Below are 15971 nucleotides of genomic sequence, written 5' to 3'. Positions count from 1 at the left end.
CCCCGGAGTGAGTCATCCCGATGCATGGGCCGCGCTGTGCGAGTTGCTCGAGAACCTGAGCGACTTGGACCTACTGAGCACCTCGTGGGTGCGAGTGGAACGAGAACTTCTGCAATTCTGCCGCGAGTGGCGGCCGGCGCCAGACGACTGGGACTCTCGGCCGGGTGAACCGTGGTCAACCATCACCGAGGTCACCGCGACCGCCATGGAGCGCCTCCACGAGTCAACGGGGGTCTCTCCGGGGTCCGACGCATGGTTCTCTGCCGTCGCGGCGAAGGAACACGTCGCGACGCTATGGGATCTGGCGCAGGAGCAGGCCCGCAGCGAGAACGCTGTGACGCCGGCTATGGCGGCAGTTCGCACCGCCTATGCACTCGCGTTGGCGGTCGACGGTCTCGTGGGGGAGACGTTCGAGCCGCACCATCGAGCGAAGCTCGACTTCGAGATCGATCCTGACGGTGCCCATCCGCTACTCGTGCGACCCGGGGTTGCTGGGATCGACGTGCACGAGATGAACACGCGACCAAGCAGTCATCCGCACCGCGGTCTTGAAGCCACACCGCACCTCGCGTTGGGCAGGCCCGTGCACTCCAGGTTTCGCTTCGTGCTGGACTGGGACGCGTTCGGGCGACTCTTCGCCCTCGATGAACTGCATGAGTTCGTGGTGGCCGTACTCGAGCCCACGCTAACGCTGGACGAGTACGCCATCGTCACCGACGACAGGTTCTATCGAAACCTGGGTCCGCGGGACCCGCGACGCCAGGCGCGACGGATTGCGCGAATGGTCGAGAAGGCAACGCAATCTGGCGCATCCCTCGTGGTCCTTCACGAATACGCGCTCACTGAATCAATGTGGGACTACCTGTGCGACCAGGGGCGCGACATGCTCTCCAAGCCGGTGCTCATCATCGCGGGCGTGGTGACCGAGACGGGGCCAGGAAGCACCTGCACCAACGAAGCTCGGATGCTCTTCCCTCGCGAGGGCATGGGCATGCAGGCCGTCGCACATACGAAACTGCATGGTGCCCATCTCGGCGAACTGCAGGAGCAGATCACGACGTCTTCTGAGATTCGCATTTTCGCCAGTGATCGCTGGGCCTTGGCCGTGCTGCTTTGTCTGGACACCTTGGACAGTGAGGTGGTGGAGGCCCTGATCGACATCGGCGTGAACTTGCTCGTCGTTCCCACCATGAGCGCGAAAACCAAGTCGATGGCCAACGTGATGGCACGCCTCAGCACTGGCAGTCAGGGCTTGGCGATCATGGCGAACGGCCCGGTCGCGTGGGGCTCGGAGCCCGACCCCGAGCGGTTTGTTGGAGGGCGCGCCGAGGCCGTCTTCTCGGGTCCGTACCGCGACGAGCCAGACGTCCTTCGCTTTCCAGAGGTCAAGCCGGGCCCGGCACACGGCACAGGAATGTGGATCTTCAACTTCACGGAACGCGAAGGGGTCTGGTACGGTGAACACAACTTGTGACAACTATTGCTATCCGCCGGGGGTTTGGCCTTGTCTGTGACTCGTCCTGTGGCGCATCTTTCGTCTCTCCTGGAGGCTTTGGTCGTTCGCGCCAGGGAAGGAAAAGCCGACCTCAGTCCCGCTGTCGATGTGCTCATCGACCTGTCGCGCTTGGCTGCGCGGGCCGACGTCGGGGCCATTCGCGCGGCGATGCCGCCGGTGGCCGCCCTGCGTGAGCAGTTGGACGGCGGCCTCGTGCTCAATCGACCAACGGAGATGCTGAAGAGCGACCAGAGCCACGCCTACCTCGCGGGCGTGATGTGGGCGGTCACCGAGATGCTTGCTGCACGCTCGGATGTGTTGGGTCCCGACGGCTCCGGTGGGCTCGCCGCCACACGCAAGTCGCGGGTCGTCGAGGCGGTGAAGTCCGAACTGGATGAACGGCAGTCTGCCTCTCCCTCCGAACTCCTCAAGAGTGAACGCCTCAGTGCGCTGGGAGCGCGGCCCGATGAGGTCTCGCGAGCTCTGGCAGAACTGTCACTCACCGGGATGGTTCATGAGAAGCCCGCCGAACGTGGTCAGGATCGACGTCGCAAGTACTTCGCCCTGACTGGGGCCGACACCTAAGTTCCACGGCTCCGGAATGCCAGACCATGGGTCTGCCAACCGCGCCCAGCGACGAACGTCACGTCTCGCAGGGTCGGACGCATCCCTACGCTGGACGGGATGAACGCCACCACCCGCGTGCACGCGCCGACGATCGCGCTCGCTGCCGTGTACGGGGCCCTGTTGGCCACGATCGGGTTGTGGCCTCGGCACGTGGACGCCAGCCTGTCCTTGGCCGACTGGTCCGTCACGCGACGGGCCGCCGACCTGGTGACCCTCACGCCCGAGCAGGTCGTCGCGACGGCGGAGGTCTCGGCCAATGCCGTCCTCTTCGTTCCGGTCGGGCTTGCCGTGGCGTTCTGGTGGCCACGCATCTGCGTGTGGGCCGCCGTCGCGGCAGCGTTGTCGATCGCCGTGGTCATCGAGCTCGCGCAGTGGCTCGCTCCGGTCGATCGCACCCCGTCGCTGATCGACCTCGCCGCCAACACGGCCGGCGCCTGCGTCGGATTCGTGGCGGTGCGTGCGGCGACGGCGCATCCACGGTGGCGCGTCCCGCTGCTGGGCACGCTGATCCCGGTCGTCGTCGCCGTGCTGGGCGTCCTGGTGTGGGGCCTGCTCGCCGGGTCCTGAGGCTTGGGAAACCGCTCTTCCCGAGGGGCTTGGATTCGCGCAACCGGATGGAATACTGGGGGTATGTGGCGACTCTGACAGTAATGGTGTCAGAATCATCGCCAACGCTTCCATCCGTTGTGAGGACATCCATGACCGAGGCATTCATCTACGACGCCATCCGTACCCCTCGCGGGCGCGGCAAGAAGACCGGATCGCTCCACGAGGTCAAGCCGATCTCGCTGGTCACCGGACTGCTCGACGAGATCAAGGTGCGCAACCCTGACCTCGACCCCAACGCGGTCGACGACGTCGTCCTGGGCGTCGTGTCGCCCGTGGGCGACCAGGGCGCCGACATCTCCCGCACCGCCGTGCTGGCCGCCGGATTCGGCGAGCAGGTCGCGGGTGTGCAGCTCAACCGCTTCTGCGCCTCGGGCCTGGAGTCCGTCAACCAGGCCGCTTCCCGCGTGAAGTCCGGCTGGGAGGACCTGATCATCGCCGGCGGCGTCGAGTCCATGAGCCGCGTGCCCATGGGTTCTGACGGCGGCGCCTGGGCGATGGACCCCAAGACCTCGCTCGACACCGGCTTCGCCCCGCAGGGCATCGGCGCCGACCTGATCGCCACGATCGAGGGCTACAGCCGCGAGGACGTCGACACCTTCGCCGCCGAGTCGCAGGCGCGTGCCGCCAAGGCCATCGCCAACGGCTACTTCGACAAGTCGATCGTCCCCGTCCGCGACCTCAGCGGCCTGACGATCCTCGACCACGACGAGTTCGTCCGCGAGGGCACGACCGTCGAGTCGCTCTCGGGGCTCAAGCCCTCGTTCGCCGACATCGGCGACCTCGGTGGCTTCGACGCCGTGGCGCTGCAGAAGTACGTCAACGTGGACAAGATCAACCACGTCCACCACGCGGGCAACAGCTCGGGCATCGTCGACGGCGCCTCGCTCGTGCTGATCGGCAACGAGAACGCCGGTGAGCGCCACGGCCTCAAGCCGCGCGCCCGCATCGTCTCCACCGCGGTCATCGGCTCCGAGCCGACGATCATGCTGACGGGCCCCGGCCCCGCCTGCCGCAAGGCGCTGGACAAGGCCGGCCTGTCGATCGAGGACATCGATCTGCTCGAGATCAACGAGGCCTTCGCCGCCGTTGCGCTCAAGCTCATGCGCGACCTCGACGACTTCCCGCACGACCGCACCAACGTCAACGGCGGCTCGATCGCGATGGGCCACCCGCTGGGTGCGACCGGCGCGATGATCCTGGGCACGCTCGTCGACGAGCTGGAGCGCCGCGAGAAGCGCTACGGCATGGCCACGCTCTGCATCGGCGGTGGCATGGGCATCGCCACCATCGTCGAGCGCATCTGATCGACCGACCCGAGACCACGAAGGAATACGTATGACTGCAACCGACGCGGTGCGCTACGAGGTCGAGAACGGCATCGTCACCCTGACGATCGACGACCCGAACCAGAGCGCCAACACGATGAACGAGACCTATCGCGCCTCCATGGAGGCCGCGGTCGACCGTCTCGCCCAGGAGATCGCCGACAACGGCGACGAGATTCTGGGCGTCGTCATCGCCAGCGCGAAGAAGACCTTCTTCGCCGGCGGCGACCTCAAGCTCATGACGCAGGCCACGCCGGCCGACGCCCAGATGCTCTTCGACAACGTCGAGTCCATCAAGGCCACGCTGCGCCGCCTCGAGAAGATCGGCAAGCCGGTCGTCGCGGCGATCAACGGCGCCGCCCTCGGTGGCGGCCTCGAGATCGCTCTCGCCTGCCACCACCGCATCGCCGCGGAGGGCCGCTACGAGATCGGCCTGCCCGAGGTGTCGCTGGGCCTGCTGCCCGGCGGCGGTGGCGTCACGCGCACCGTGCGCATGTTCGGCATTCAGGACGCGCTGATGAACGTCCTGCTGCAGGGCCAGCGCATGAAGCCCGAGAAGGCGCTCAAGGTCGGCCTGATCGACGAGATCGTCCCGGCCGACGAGCTGCTGTCGAAGGCGCGCGCCTGGGTCGAGGCCAACGCCGGCAACGAGGAAGCGGCCTCGCAGCCGTGGGACCGCGGTGGACACAAGATCCCCGGCGGCACCCCGAGCAACCCCAAGCTGGCGGCCTTCCTGCCCAGCTTCCCGGCCAACCTCAAGAAGCAGCTCAAGGGCGCGCCCTACAAGGCCCCGCGTCACATCATGAGCGCTGCCGTCGAGGGCTCGCAGGTCGACTTCGACACCGCCAGCCGGATCGAGTCGCGCTACCTGGTCGACCTGTTGATCGGTCAGCAGTTCAAGAACATGACGCAGGCGTTCTTCTTCGACCTCGGCGCGATCAACGCCGGCGGCTCGCGTCCGGCGGGCATCGCCGAGCGCAAGGCCGAGAAGGTCGCCATCCTGGGCGCCGGCATGATGGGCGCGGGCATCGCCTACGAGGCGGCGCGCGCGGGCATCGAGGTCGTCCTCAAGGACGTCAGCATCGAGGCTGCCGAGAAGGGCAAGAGCTACTCGGTCAACCTGCTGCAGAAGCAGGTCGACCGCGGTCGCCTGACCGAGGAGAAGAAGGACCAGATCCTCGCTCGCATCACGCCCACCGCCGACTATGCCGACCTGAAGGGCTGCGACTTCGTCGTCGAGGCCGTCTTCGAGTCGGTCGAGCTCAAGCACAGCGTCTTCGCCGAGCTGGAGCCGATCGTCAACGGCGACGCTCTGCTGGGCTCGAACACGTCGACGCTGCCGATCACCACCCTCGCCGAGGGCGTCCAGCGTCCCGAGGACTTCATCGGCATCCACTTCTTCAGCCCGGTCGACAAGATGCAGCTCGTCGAGATCATCGTGGGCGAGAAGACGTCGGACGAGGCCCTGGCCCGTGCGATCGACTTCACCAAGCAGATCCGCAAGATCCCGATCGTCGTCAACGACAGCCGCGGCTTCTTCACCTCGCGCGTGTTCGGCACGCTCGTGATGGAGGGCGTCGAGATGCTGGCCGAGGGCGTCGACCCGGTCACGATCGAGCGCGCCGCGCAGCTGGCCGGCTTCCCGGGCCAGCCGCTCGCAATGTCCGACGAGGTCTCGCTGACGCTGCAGCAGAAGATCGAGGGCGAGGCCCGCAAGGCCGCCGCCGCCGAGGGCAAGGAGCTGCCCGTCACGCCCGCGTCCGAGGTCGTCAACAAGCTGGTCGAGCTCGGTCGCCCGGGCAAGGCCGCCGGCGCCGGGTTCTACGAGTACCCCGAGGGCGGCAAGAAGTTCCTGTGGCCCGAGCTGTGGAACCTGTTCGTCAAGGACGACGTGGACGTGCCGCTCGAGGACATCGAGGAGCGCCTCACGTTCATCATGGCCGTCGAGACGATCCGCTGCTACGAGGAGGGCGTCATCCGCCAGGTGGCCGACGCCAACATCGGCTCCATCTTCGGCATCGGCTTCCCGCCGGTCCACGGTGGTGCGCTGCAGTACGTCAACGGCTACGAGTCGGCCACGGGTGAGATCGGCGTGAAGGCGTTCGCCGAGCGCGCCCAGCAGCTGGCCGAGAAGTACGGCGAGCGCTTCACCCCGCCCGCGCTGCTGCTCGAGAAGGCCGAGAAGGGCGAGAAGTTCGCCTGATCCGTCCCTGCCACGAACGAAGCCCCGGTCCACTGGACCGGGGCTTCGTCGTGGTGCCGGGGTCCGGTGTCAGACCGCGCCCTCCTTGGCCAGTACGGCCCGCACGGTGCGGGTCAGGATCTGCAGGTCGCCCATGAGGGACCAGTTCTCGACGTAGTACATGTCCAACTGGATCGCCTCGTCCCACGTCAGGTTCGACCGACCCGAGACCTGCCACAGGCCCGTCATCCCGGGGCGCACCCGTAGTCGGCGCCAGTGGCTGTCCTCGTACAGGGCGACCTCCGCCTCGCGTTGCGGGCGTGGCCCGACCAGGCTCATCTCGCCCTTCAGCACGTTGAGCAGCTGGGGCAGCTCGTCGATCGAGTACCGGCGGATGACGTGGCCGATCCGGGTGATGCGCGGGTCGTTCTCGACCTTGAACAGGGGCGAGTCCGAGGTGCCCTGCTCGTCCAGCAGCCTCGTCAGCTCGGCGTCGGCGTTCAGGCGCATCGAGCGGAACTTGATCATCGGGAACGGCTCCCCGTCGCGACCGATCCGCTCCTGGCGGTAGAACACCGGGCCGGGGCTGCTCAGCTTCACGCCGATCGCGGTGACGAGGAAGACCGGCGACGCCAGCAGCAGGACCAGCGCGGCACCGACGCGGTCGAACACCAGCTTGGGCCAGTTGCCGGCCTCGGCGTACCTGGGTTCCTGGACGTGGACGAACGGGAGCCCACCGACCTCGCGCATGTGGATGCGCGAGCCCGTCACCGCGAGGAGGTTCGGGGACAGCAGCATCTCGACGCCGGCCTCCTCGAGCTCCCAGGTCAGGTCTCGCAGCCCGTGATGCCCCAGATGCTCAGTATCCGAGACGATCACGACATCGGCCTCGACGATGTCGAGCGCCGACTTCAACGAGCGTGCGGTCCCCAGGACCGGGATGAAGTTGTCGTCGACCCGCAGCCAGTCGTGATTGATCTCCTGGTCCGGCAGCCAGACGCCGGTGACGCGCTGCCCCGAGACCGGGTTCCGCGAGAACCAGCCGGCGATCTCGCGAGCGGACTCGACCTGTCCGATGACCATCACGTGACGCACGTAGCGGCCCAGGCGGAACTGGCGCTCGCGGTACTTCTGCCAAGCGCGTCGCGTGAAGAGCAGGCCCACGAGGCCGAGCGGAAACGCGATGGCGAGATACCCGCGGGACAGGTCGAGCTTGAGCAGGACGGCGGCGATCGCCAGGACGCCGAACATGGTGACCGTGACATGGAAGATTCGCTGATATTCCCGGCTGGACCCCAGTGCCGTCCGTGATCGGGTGCGGCCCAGGCGCAGGCCGAACCACCACGCCAGGGTCAGCAGTACGCCGAACTTGGTGTAGCCGACGTTGAACCGGGCCGCGATCGTGTCCGCCTGCGTTCCGAGCCAGACGAGCTCGGAGAACACTACGGCGAACAGCAGCACGATGAGGTCGGTCGCCGCGATGCGCCGCTGGTGGCGACGACGCAGTTCATCGAACGACCGGTCGGGCAGGGAGCGGGAAGCGGGCGCACGACTCCCGTGGTCGGTGGCGAGGCGCTCCTGCTGTCCGTCCGCTGTCACGCGCCCCACGATAAGACGCTTTTCGGACCACGCCGGACGCGTCCCACGGCCACTGTGATTGATCAGACCTTGTGTTACGCGTGTGACAAGTGTTACTAAAAAGTAGCTATGTGCGCTGGGTCCCCCCCGTTCGACATTCGTCGGATGATTCTGTTTTCATGGTCGTACATCGTCTTGATGTCGCTTCGGAGGGAACCCCAACATGGTCGCCAATTTGATCCGCCCATTCTCATTCGTGCTCGCCATGGGAGCCATGATCCTGCTTGCTCTCACGGGCCCCGCCTCGTCGGACGGCTATGGCGATCCGGCCATCGTCCAGGACGGCGGAGCTGCCGCCGCCGAGCCCGGTGAGCCCTTCACCGTGAGCTTCACGTCCAACGTCGAGTGCGCGTGGAACTCCACCTTCAACGGACAGAACGGCGCCAACGCGGTCGGCTTCGACTACGACCCGTCGTTCACCGCCCCCACCGATCCGGGCACGTACACCGGCACGGTCATCTGCAACTACTCGACCGAGGGCCCTTTCCGCCCCGTCGCGTATAGCGCTGACGCCACGTTGGCCGCGGTCCGTGACCAGACCTCCACGCAGACCTTCACGGTCGTCGTGGCCGGTGATGCGGGTGACGGCACCGATGGCGACGACAACGCCAACGGTGACGACAATGCCAACGACGACGCCGCCAATGAGGGCGACGACGCCGCAGGCGCCAACGACGACTCCACCACCAACGACGGCGCCCTGGCCGACACCGGTGGCGACAACTGGCAGCTGCTCGCCCTGGGCGCCGGCCTCGTGGTCGTCGGTGGCGGTGTGGCTGTGGCCGCCCGTCGTCGGAAGACCTCCTGAAGCACGTGAGCACGGCGGTGGGCGCTGCCCACCGCCGTGCCTAGGATGACCGCCATGTTCTCTCGGATGACGTGGCGGTCTCCGCTGTTGTGGGGACTGATCGGCCTCGGCCTGGCCGTCATCGTGTTTGCGCTGGTGCCCTTCGCCCTCGAGGCCAGGACGGTTGCCAGCAGCCTGCTCCGCGCCCAGGACCAGGCCGTCGCCTTGAAGGACCAGCTGGCTTCCGGCGACGCCGAGGGCGCCGCCGCTTCGCTCGAGCGACTCCAGGACGACACGGCCGAGGCGCACCGCCTCAGCAGCGGTGGCATGTGGGACTTCGCGGCCAAGGTGCCGTGGCTGGGGCGCAACGTCGAGGCGGTCCAGACCACCTCCGCGTCCATCGACGACATCGCGGCGCGCGGACTGCCGCCGTTGGTCGAAGCCGGTTCGTCGCTCTCCGTCCAGAGCTTCAAGCCCAAGGACGGACAGATCGACGTCGAGGCGCTGGCCACGCTGGCTCCCGCGCTGGCATCCGCCAGTGACGTCCTCGACCGCAACGCGGCCGAAGTCCGCTCGATCGATGCCGAGGGCCTCCTCGGACCCCTCGTGCGCCCGGTGCTCGACCTGCAGCGCCAGGTCGACCAGGCCGACCGTGCGGCCGATGCCGCCAGCCGCGTCATGCAGCTGGCTCCGGCGTCCCTGGGCGCCGGCGGTGAGCAGAACTACCTGCTCGTGTTCCAGACGAATGCCGAGATCCGCTCCACCGGCGGGATGGGCGGCGTCTACGTGCTGTTGAGCAGCGAGAACGGCAAGATCACCTTGGGTGAGCAGTCGTCCTCCGATCTGCTGAACCGCCGCCCTGACGGGACGCGACTGCCCGACGCCGAGCTCAGCAAGGACGAGCAGGCCGCTTTCGGCACGCTGATGGGGCGCGACGTGCGGTCCACGAACATCAACCCCGACTTTCCCCGGGTGGCCCAGATCTGGGCCGATCGTGGCGAGCAGGCCTACGGCGTCGACATCGACGGGGTCATTAGCCTCGACGCCGTGGCGATGTCATACGTCCTGCAGGGTGTCGGGGCGGTCGAGCTCGACGGCGGCGAGAAGCTGACCGCCGACACGGCCCTCAACCGCCTGCTCAACGGTGTCTACCTCGAGTACGAGAACCCCGACGACCAGAACGCGTACTTCGAGGACGCGACCGGCCGCACGTTCGAGGCCGTCATGAACGGTCGCGGCGACTGGACGAAGATCGTCTCCGCGCTTTCGGACGCCGCCTCGGAGCGCCGCCTGCAGATGTGGTTCCGCGACAAGGACCGCCAGAAGGTCGTCGCCGGGACGGCCGTCGCCGGGCGCGTCGCCCAACTGGATGACACGCCGCACGTCGGCCTCTACATCACGGATTCGGGTCAAGGCAAGATGCAGTACTACCTGCGCTACGACACCCGGGTCAAGGCCACCACCTGCACCGCCGACCGCGGACAGGCCATCCTCGTGACGACCTCGTTCCGCAACCAGTTCAGCGGCGATCCGCAGAAGGCGCCGTGGTACATCACCGGCAAGGGCGACCGGACCAAGAAGGGCAACCAGCTACTGACCTACCGGCTGCTGGCCCCCAAGGGCGGCAAGGTCACCGGGTTCACGATCGATGGCACCGAGCAGTCCCTCGCCTCGAGCGACGTCACGTACAAGGACCGGCCGGTCCAGTACGGCACCCTCGTGGTGAAGCCCGGAGAGGAGATCTCGGTGACCTGGCGGGTCGAGACGGCGCCCGGCGCCGACGGCGATGGCCGCTACTTCGAGACGCCCGGCATCGACACCTCCAGCAACGACCTCCGGGTGCCGAGCGCATGCCGCTGACGTTCGGGCTAACCGCCGAGGGCCTTCAGCCGGGCCGCGATGGACGCCACCGCGGTCTCGGCCAGGATGGCGACCTCGGCATGGACCTCGGCCGGATGACCGATCGGATCGCGCAGGTCGGCACTGCGAGGACCCTGCGTCCGTGCGCCGGCGGCCCCGGCGACCAGGCCGGCCAGGTCCGTGGCATCCACGAGATCGCCCAGGGCCGCGAACTCCAGCAGCGTGAAGGTCCGGCGCAGCGATCGAGGATGCAGGTCCAGCACGTCAGCGCGATGGGCGCGGGTGGCGGTCAGCACCAGGTCGGCCCCCGCCACGATCTCGGCCGTCAGCTGGCGAGCGGTGCTGGACGGCACCTCGATCCCGCGGCTGGTCAGCTGGGCAGCCGAGTCCCGATCCATCGGACGTCCCTCGGGAGCCCGGACGCCGGCGCTCTCGACCGTGGGGCCGTGGCCGCCAAGGCGGTGCCGCAGCATCGCTGCGACCATGGGGGAGCGACACACATTCGCCGTACACACGACGAGGATCCGGTGCTCCACGGTCGAGAGCCTACTGCCGCGCCCCCACGACGAGGACGATGCACCGACCTCGCCCCACTTCCCCGAAACCGGAGGCCCGCATGGACGTGAAGGACTACCTGCGCATCGCGCGGGAGCGTTGGCTGATGATCGCGTTCGTCTGCGTCACGGCCGTGGTCGCCGCCGGTTTCTACACGCTCTCGGTCACGCCCCAGTACGAGTCGACCGCCCGGATGTTCGTCAAGACTCCCGCCGGTGACTCCGGCGGCGAGCTGCAGCAGGGCGGCCAGTTCAGCCAGCAGCGCGTGAAGTCCTACGCGACCCTCATCAAGGGTGAGGAGGTCGCCAGCCGTGTCGTCGAGAAGCTGAAGCTGGAGGAGACCCCGCAGGATCTGATGGCCCGCACGACCACGAGTGTCGAGCTGGACACCGTGGTCCTCTCCGTCTCGGTCACCGATCCCTCGCCCGAGCGCGCGCAGGAGCTGACCCAGACCGTCGCCGAGACGTTCACCAGCTACGTCCGAGAGCTCGAGACGCCCGACGGCGAGCAGGACGCGCCCGTCAAGGCCTCCATCGTCGACCGCGCGACCGTCCCCGACTCGCCCGTCTCGCCCAATCCCACGCGCAACCTGGGCCTGGCGCTCGTGCTGGGGCTGCTGCTCGGCTTCGGCCTGGCGGTCCTGCGCGAGATGACCGACAACCGCATCACCTCGCGCGACGCGATCAGCTCGGTCTCGGGTCGTGAGGTTCCCGTGTTGGGCGACATCCACTACGACCGCGAGGTCGCCAAGGACCCGCTCGTCCGCGAGCTCAAGGGCCACCACCCGCGGGTCGAGGCGTTCCGCGTGCTGCGGACGAACCTGCAGTTCATCGACGCCGGCACCAACCACAAGTGCTACGTCATCACCAGTGCCGTTCCGTCCGAGGGCAAGACGACCACGGCCGCCAACCTGGCCCAGGTCATCGCCGACAGCGGCCAGCGCGTACTGCTCATCGAGGCCGACCTGCGCCGGCCGAAGCTGGCCGAGTACCTCAAGCTCGAGGGCAGCGTTGGCATCACCACGATCCTGCTCGGCCGCGTCGATCCTGAGGACGCGATTCAGCAGGTCACCGAGCGGCTGCACCTGCTGCCCTCGGGCCGGATCCCCCCGAACCCCGCCGAGCTGCTGGAGTCGCCCGAGATGGGCAAGCTGCTCGACCGGCTGCGCCAGGAGTACGACGTCGTCCTGATCGACGCGCCGCCGCTGCTGCCCGTCACCGACGCCGCGCCGCTGGCCGCCGCCACCGACGGCGCGATCATGGTCATCAAGCACGGCTCGACCACGACCGACCAGTACGCCTCGGCGATCGAGCGGCTGGCCAGCGTGGACGCCCGCCTGTGCGGCACCGTCGTCACCATGTCGCCGCAGCCCAAGAAGCGCCGCGGTCGCAGCACGGGGTACGGCTACGGGTACGGGTACGGCTACGGATACGAGCCCGAGACCGGTGCTCGCAAGCGCTCGCGGTTCGGCAGCCCATCGAAGGCCTGACCGTGTGATCTGGCTGACGCGATCGTGCCCTCCGCGTGCGGGCGACTGCGAGGTCTGACTACCGTCGACCCATGACCTCCCTCGTTGTCCACGGCGACCAGGTCTCGGCGACCATCGACCACCACGGTGCCGAGCCGGTGTCCTTGCGCGACGCCGACGGCCACGAGTACCTCTGGTCGGGCGACGACCCGTGGAAGCGTCACGCCCCGGTCCTGTTCCCGGTGATCTGCCGGGTGCCCGACGACCGGATCAAGGTCGGCGACCAGACGTTCCCGATGCCCCAGCACGGCTTCGCCCGCGACCGCGGCTGGAGCGCCGTCGACAGCGCGCAGGACCGCGCCTCCTTCGTGTTGGTCGCCGACGACGAGACGCGCAAGCACTACCCGTACGACTTCGCGCTCGCGGTGACCTACCTCGCCGAGGGGCACACGCTGACCACCCAGTACACCGTTGAGAACCGTGGCGACGAGCCCATGCCGTTCTCGCTCGGCGCGCACCCGGCGTTCGTCTGGCCGCTCGAGCAGGACCAGCCGCGATCGATGCACGAGATCCGCTTCGACGAGCCCGAGACCGTCCCGTTCCGCCGCGTCGTCGACAACCTGCTGACCGACGACCGGTTCGACAACCCCGCCTGGGAACGCGTCATGACGCTCAACGACGCCTGGTTCGAGGACGGCGCCGTGATCATGCCCGAGGTCGCCAGCCGCGGACTGGTGTACTCCTCCGGCACCGGTCGTCAGCTGCGGCTCACCTGGGAGGGGTTCACCGGCATCACCGTGTGGTCGGTCCCCGGCGCGCGTTTCGTGTGCATCGAGCCGTGGCGCGGACTGCCGGCGCCGCACGACTTCGACGGCCAGTTCGAGGCCAAGCCGGGCAACGTCATCCTGCCGCCCGGCGGTCGCGAGGAGCTCTCGTACAAGATCGAGCTGCTCTAGGCCTGCTGCTCCCTCTCTCCCGCGCTAACCCCCACTTTTGGAACAGGATTTCGCTCAGGGGACCGGCGGAGGCGAAATCCTGTTCCAAAAGTCGCGGTAGGAGCGGTCGCGCGCGGGGGCAACGGAGGAGGGTGGCCGCCAGCCGGTCACTTCGGCGGCTTGGGGTCCCGCCGGAGCTCTTCGAGCTCGACGTGGTTGTACGTCGGCGGCATTCCCTCGTACCCACGGCCGACCAGCGCACGCCATACGCGCCCGACGAGAGTCGTGACGCTGCGCAGGTCGTCAGCGGTGAGGACAACGACGAGCCAGCCCGCGGCCTCGAGCGACTCCCGGCGCAGGATGTCGACCCGGCGCTGCGCTGCCGACCGCTCGTGGTGCCAACCGTCGTACTCCACGTCGATCTTCCACTTCCGCAACACCAGATCGCCGTGCCACGGTTCGACCCGTTCGGGCACGACGATCACGCCGTTGACCTCGGGCTCCGGCAGGCCACAGACGTTGAGCACCAGACGCGCGTCGGTCTCCGCGAACGAGTCCGCCCGTGCGCGCATCCGCCAGGCACTCAGGCGCGAGCGGCGAACACCATGCAGGTGCCGGCTCCATGCGAACTCGGTGAACGCCTCGGCGGCGGTCAGGCCCTCCTTGATGAGTGCGTCGCCGATCCTGATGATGTCGGCCAGCGGCAACGAGATCGCGGCGTCGACGAGGCACCGGTCCGGTCCGAGGATCGGGACGGCGTCGACTTCCTGCGTCCAGAGGGATTCTTGGCGCCGGTGCAGGACGACGTGCTCGGATCGGACCTTCCGGGGCGTGTTGGTCGACCAGTGGCGCGGGCTGATCGGGGTCGATCCGAGAGCCTCGGGAAGGTAGATCCGCAGCCCGGTGACGTGGCTGACCGCGGCGTCGGGCGGCAGGATCAACCGATCGGCGGCGAGCTGAAGGGGGAAGGTCAGGGGCTCGTCCGCGAGGCACCAGACGCCCCGGCCCGGGTGCAGGGAACGGAACCCGGACCCGTACAGGCGGCGGCGGCCGACTCCTGCCGCCTCGGCCTGCGCAGTCGTGAACGGACGGCCGCGGAGGTTGTCGGGCACAGGATCCATGGCGAGAGACTGCTGGGCTTGCGCCGCCGATGGAACCACCCGGGAGCGTCCTGTGGATACCGCCGCCGTCCTCCCCAACTTTTGGCACAGGATTACGGCCACGGGGTTCCGGGACGCGGAATCCCGTACCAAAAGTGGGGGGAGGGGAGGGCGGGTCGCCCCGCGGACGGCTCCGGATCAGCGGGTGGGCTGCCCGTTCTCGTACAGGCGCGGGATCGCGTGGTTCGCGACGAACACGCCGTCGGGGTCGACCGCCGAGCGGATCGCGGCCAGCCGGAGCCACGCATCGGCCGCGTAGGCGCTGCGCGCGTCGGTCGGCTGCTCGGCGAAGTTGAGGTAGGACCGACCGTTCGACCACGGCTCCAGCGCCGCGACCGCGTGCTCGCCGGCGGAGGCGATCACGGCACCGATCTCCGGGCTCGGCGCCATGCCACCGCACAGGAACGCGAACTCGCCCTCGAGGTGCGACAGCACGCCGCCTCCCTCGTGGGGCCGGCCCAGGGCGCCACCCAGCTGGCGCAGCTCGGCCAGCATGAGCGGCGTCTCGACGCCCGGGCCGAACAGCGCGAGGAACGCTTCCGCGCCTTCGTCGTCCAGCTCGCGCAGCATCGTCGAGCGCATGACGCCCGGCGCGGGGCCCTCCGGATCCATGTGCAGGTGCACGAGGGTCTCGGTGGGGACCCGGCCGAACGTGTCGAGCTCCGGCTCGAGAGCCCGCAGGGGCGCCAGGACGTCGGCGGCCCGCTCGTCGTCCGCCATGACCGCGCCGTCGATGACCACGATCGTGCGACCTCGGACGAAGTCGGGCATCTCGGGGACCGGGGGGATCCTCATGATGCGGAACGACGTCGTCACCTCGTCGGGGGCGACGGGCGCCCAGGCCCGCCACATGTCGAGGACACGGGGAGCCATCGCGACGTCCCACATCATCATGCCGGCGTACGCGGTGCTGAAGTCGTACGCGCGGAACTCCAGCGCGGTGACGATGCCGAAGTTGCCACCGCCTCCGCGGACCGCCCAGAACAGCTCGGCGTGGTGGTCGGCGTCGGCTCGCACGAGGGCGCCGTTCGCCAGCACGATCTCGACCGCCGTCATGCTGTTGGCCGCGAGACCGAGATTCCGGGCGTACCAGCCCATGCCACCGCCGAGGGTGTAGCCGGCGACGCCGACGTCGACCGACGAGCCATGCAGCACCGTCAGCCCGTGCTCCGCCGCGGCCTTCACGGCGGGCAGCCAGACGGCGCCGCCGCCGACGCGGACGACCCGGCGCTCGGGGTCCACGCTGACATCGTCCAGCGCGCTCGTGCGGACGATCACGACGTCGTCGAGGCCGCCGGCCACGAGGGGCCCGGCGTTGTGGCCCGTGCTC

At 68.4% G+C, this 15971-nt stretch carries 13 protein-coding genes; 9 read left to right on the top strand and 4 right to left on the bottom strand.

Translation table 11 applies throughout. From position 1 onward, the window contains the following. Positions 1 to 7: 7 nt before the first annotated feature. The 5 genes from RT323_RS04090 to RT323_RS04070 all read left to right on the top strand — a co-directional run bounded on the left by RT323_RS04090 (position 8) and on the right by RT323_RS04070 (position 6259). Positions 8 to 1474 carry a hypothetical protein gene (locus tag RT323_RS04090; protein ID WP_313405236.1) on the top strand — a complete coding sequence of 489 codons (1467 nt, stop codon included), beginning with the start codon at positions 8 to 10 and terminating at the stop codon, positions 1472 to 1474. 129 nt (positions 1475 to 1603) lie between these two features. Further along, the gene (locus RT323_RS04085) at positions 1604 to 2080 is read left to right on the top strand and encodes a hypothetical protein (protein ID WP_313405235.1); all 477 of its coding nucleotides are present in this window, start codon (positions 1604 to 1606) and stop codon (positions 2078 to 2080) included. A gap of 99 nt (positions 2081 to 2179) precedes the next feature. Then, positions 2180 to 2689, top strand: coding sequence for a VanZ family protein (locus tag RT323_RS04080; protein ID WP_313405233.1), 510 nt, complete (start codon positions 2180 to 2182; stop codon positions 2687 to 2689). 131 nt (positions 2690 to 2820) lie between these two features. Continuing rightward, positions 2821 to 4035 (top strand): acetyl-CoA C-acetyltransferase, encoded by a 1215-nt coding sequence (locus RT323_RS04075; RefSeq protein ID WP_313405231.1) that lies wholly within the window; start codon positions 2821 to 2823, stop codon positions 4033 to 4035. A gap of 31 nt (positions 4036 to 4066) precedes the next feature. Then, entirely contained in the window at positions 4067 to 6259 is a 2193-nt protein-coding gene (locus RT323_RS04070; protein WP_313405229.1) for a 3-hydroxyacyl-CoA dehydrogenase NAD-binding domain-containing protein, read from the top strand. Positions 6260 to 6328: 69 nt separating this feature from the next. Here RT323_RS04070 and RT323_RS04065 read toward each other — a convergent pair whose 3' ends face one another. Beyond that, positions 6329 to 7837 (bottom strand): sugar transferase, encoded by a 1509-nt coding sequence (locus tag RT323_RS04065; protein ID WP_313405227.1) that lies wholly within the window; start codon positions 7835 to 7837, stop codon positions 6329 to 6331. 253 nt (positions 7838 to 8090) lie between these two features. Between RT323_RS04065 and RT323_RS04060 the strand changes: the two genes are divergently transcribed. Together RT323_RS04060 and RT323_RS04055 are read left to right on the top strand one after the other, a co-directional pair. Further along, complete coding sequence (locus tag RT323_RS04060) at positions 8091 to 8684, top strand: LPXTG cell wall anchor domain-containing protein (protein ID WP_313405225.1); 594 nt, start codon at positions 8091 to 8093, stop codon at positions 8682 to 8684. 54 nt (positions 8685 to 8738) lie between these two features. Further along, on the top strand, positions 8739 to 10523 hold the full coding sequence (locus tag RT323_RS04055; protein WP_313405224.1) for a DUF4012 domain-containing protein: 1785 nt from the start codon (positions 8739 to 8741) through the stop codon (positions 10521 to 10523). 8 nt (positions 10524 to 10531) lie between these two features. Here RT323_RS04055 and RT323_RS04050 read toward each other — a convergent pair whose 3' ends face one another. Then, positions 10532 to 11038 carry a hypothetical protein gene (locus RT323_RS04050; RefSeq protein ID WP_313405317.1) on the bottom strand — a complete coding sequence of 169 codons (507 nt, stop codon included), beginning with the start codon at positions 11036 to 11038 and terminating at the stop codon, positions 10532 to 10534. Positions 11039 to 11139: 101 nt separating this feature from the next. Here RT323_RS04050 and RT323_RS04045 point away from each other — a divergent pair, with 101 nt between their 5' ends. Further along, positions 11140 to 12567 carry a polysaccharide biosynthesis tyrosine autokinase gene (locus tag RT323_RS04045; protein ID WP_313405222.1) on the top strand — a complete coding sequence of 476 codons (1428 nt, stop codon included), beginning with the start codon at positions 11140 to 11142 and terminating at the stop codon, positions 12565 to 12567. A gap of 71 nt (positions 12568 to 12638) precedes the next feature. Continuing rightward, positions 12639 to 13502 carry an aldose 1-epimerase family protein gene (locus RT323_RS04040; protein WP_313405221.1) on the top strand — a complete coding sequence of 288 codons (864 nt, stop codon included), beginning with the start codon at positions 12639 to 12641 and terminating at the stop codon, positions 13500 to 13502. Positions 13503 to 13648: 146 nt separating this feature from the next. Here the strand turns inward: RT323_RS04040 and RT323_RS04035 are convergent, their stop codons facing one another. Both RT323_RS04035 and RT323_RS04030 read right to left on the bottom strand, forming a co-directional pair. After that, positions 13649 to 14602 carry a hypothetical protein gene (locus RT323_RS04035; RefSeq protein ID WP_313405219.1) on the bottom strand — a complete coding sequence of 318 codons (954 nt, stop codon included), beginning with the start codon at positions 14600 to 14602 and terminating at the stop codon, positions 13649 to 13651. A gap of 177 nt (positions 14603 to 14779) precedes the next feature. Next, positions 14780 to 15971, bottom strand: a 1192-nt coding sequence (locus tag RT323_RS04030) for an FAD-binding oxidoreductase (protein ID WP_313405218.1), incomplete at its 5' end; no start/stop codon positions are given.

It is taken from the genome of Aeromicrobium sp. (assembly GCF_032084975.1).
Lineage (GTDB): Bacteria > Actinomycetota > Actinomycetes > Propionibacteriales > Nocardioidaceae > Aeromicrobium.
Note: the sequence above shows the minus strand (reverse complement) of the source record. Positions and strands in the feature narration are given on the sequence as shown.

Excerpts from the sequence above, each read along its gene's own strand:
- RT323_RS04045 (WP_313405222.1), top strand. The coding sequence starts at position 11,140 with ATGGACGTGAAGGACTACCTGCGCATCGCGCGGGAGCGTTGGCTGATG.
- RT323_RS04080 (WP_313405233.1), top strand. The coding sequence starts at position 2,180 with ATGAACGCCACCACCCGCGTGCACGCGCCGACGATCGCGCTCGCTGCC.
- RT323_RS04055 (WP_313405224.1), top strand. The coding sequence starts at position 8,739 with ATGTTCTCTCGGATGACGTGGCGGTCTCCGCTGTTGTGGGGACTGATC.
- RT323_RS04035 (WP_313405219.1), bottom strand. The coding sequence starts at position 14,602 with ATGGATCCTGTGCCCGACAACCTCCGCGGCCGTCCGTTCACGACTGCG.
- RT323_RS04075 (WP_313405231.1), top strand. The coding sequence starts at position 2,821 with ATGACCGAGGCATTCATCTACGACGCCATCCGTACCCCTCGCGGGCGC.
- RT323_RS04060 (WP_313405225.1), top strand. The coding sequence starts at position 8,091 with ATGATCCTGCTTGCTCTCACGGGCCCCGCCTCGTCGGACGGCTATGGC.
- RT323_RS04070 (WP_313405229.1), top strand. The coding sequence starts at position 4,067 with ATGACTGCAACCGACGCGGTGCGCTACGAGGTCGAGAACGGCATCGTC.
- RT323_RS04040 (WP_313405221.1), top strand. The coding sequence starts at position 12,639 with ATGACCTCCCTCGTTGTCCACGGCGACCAGGTCTCGGCGACCATCGAC.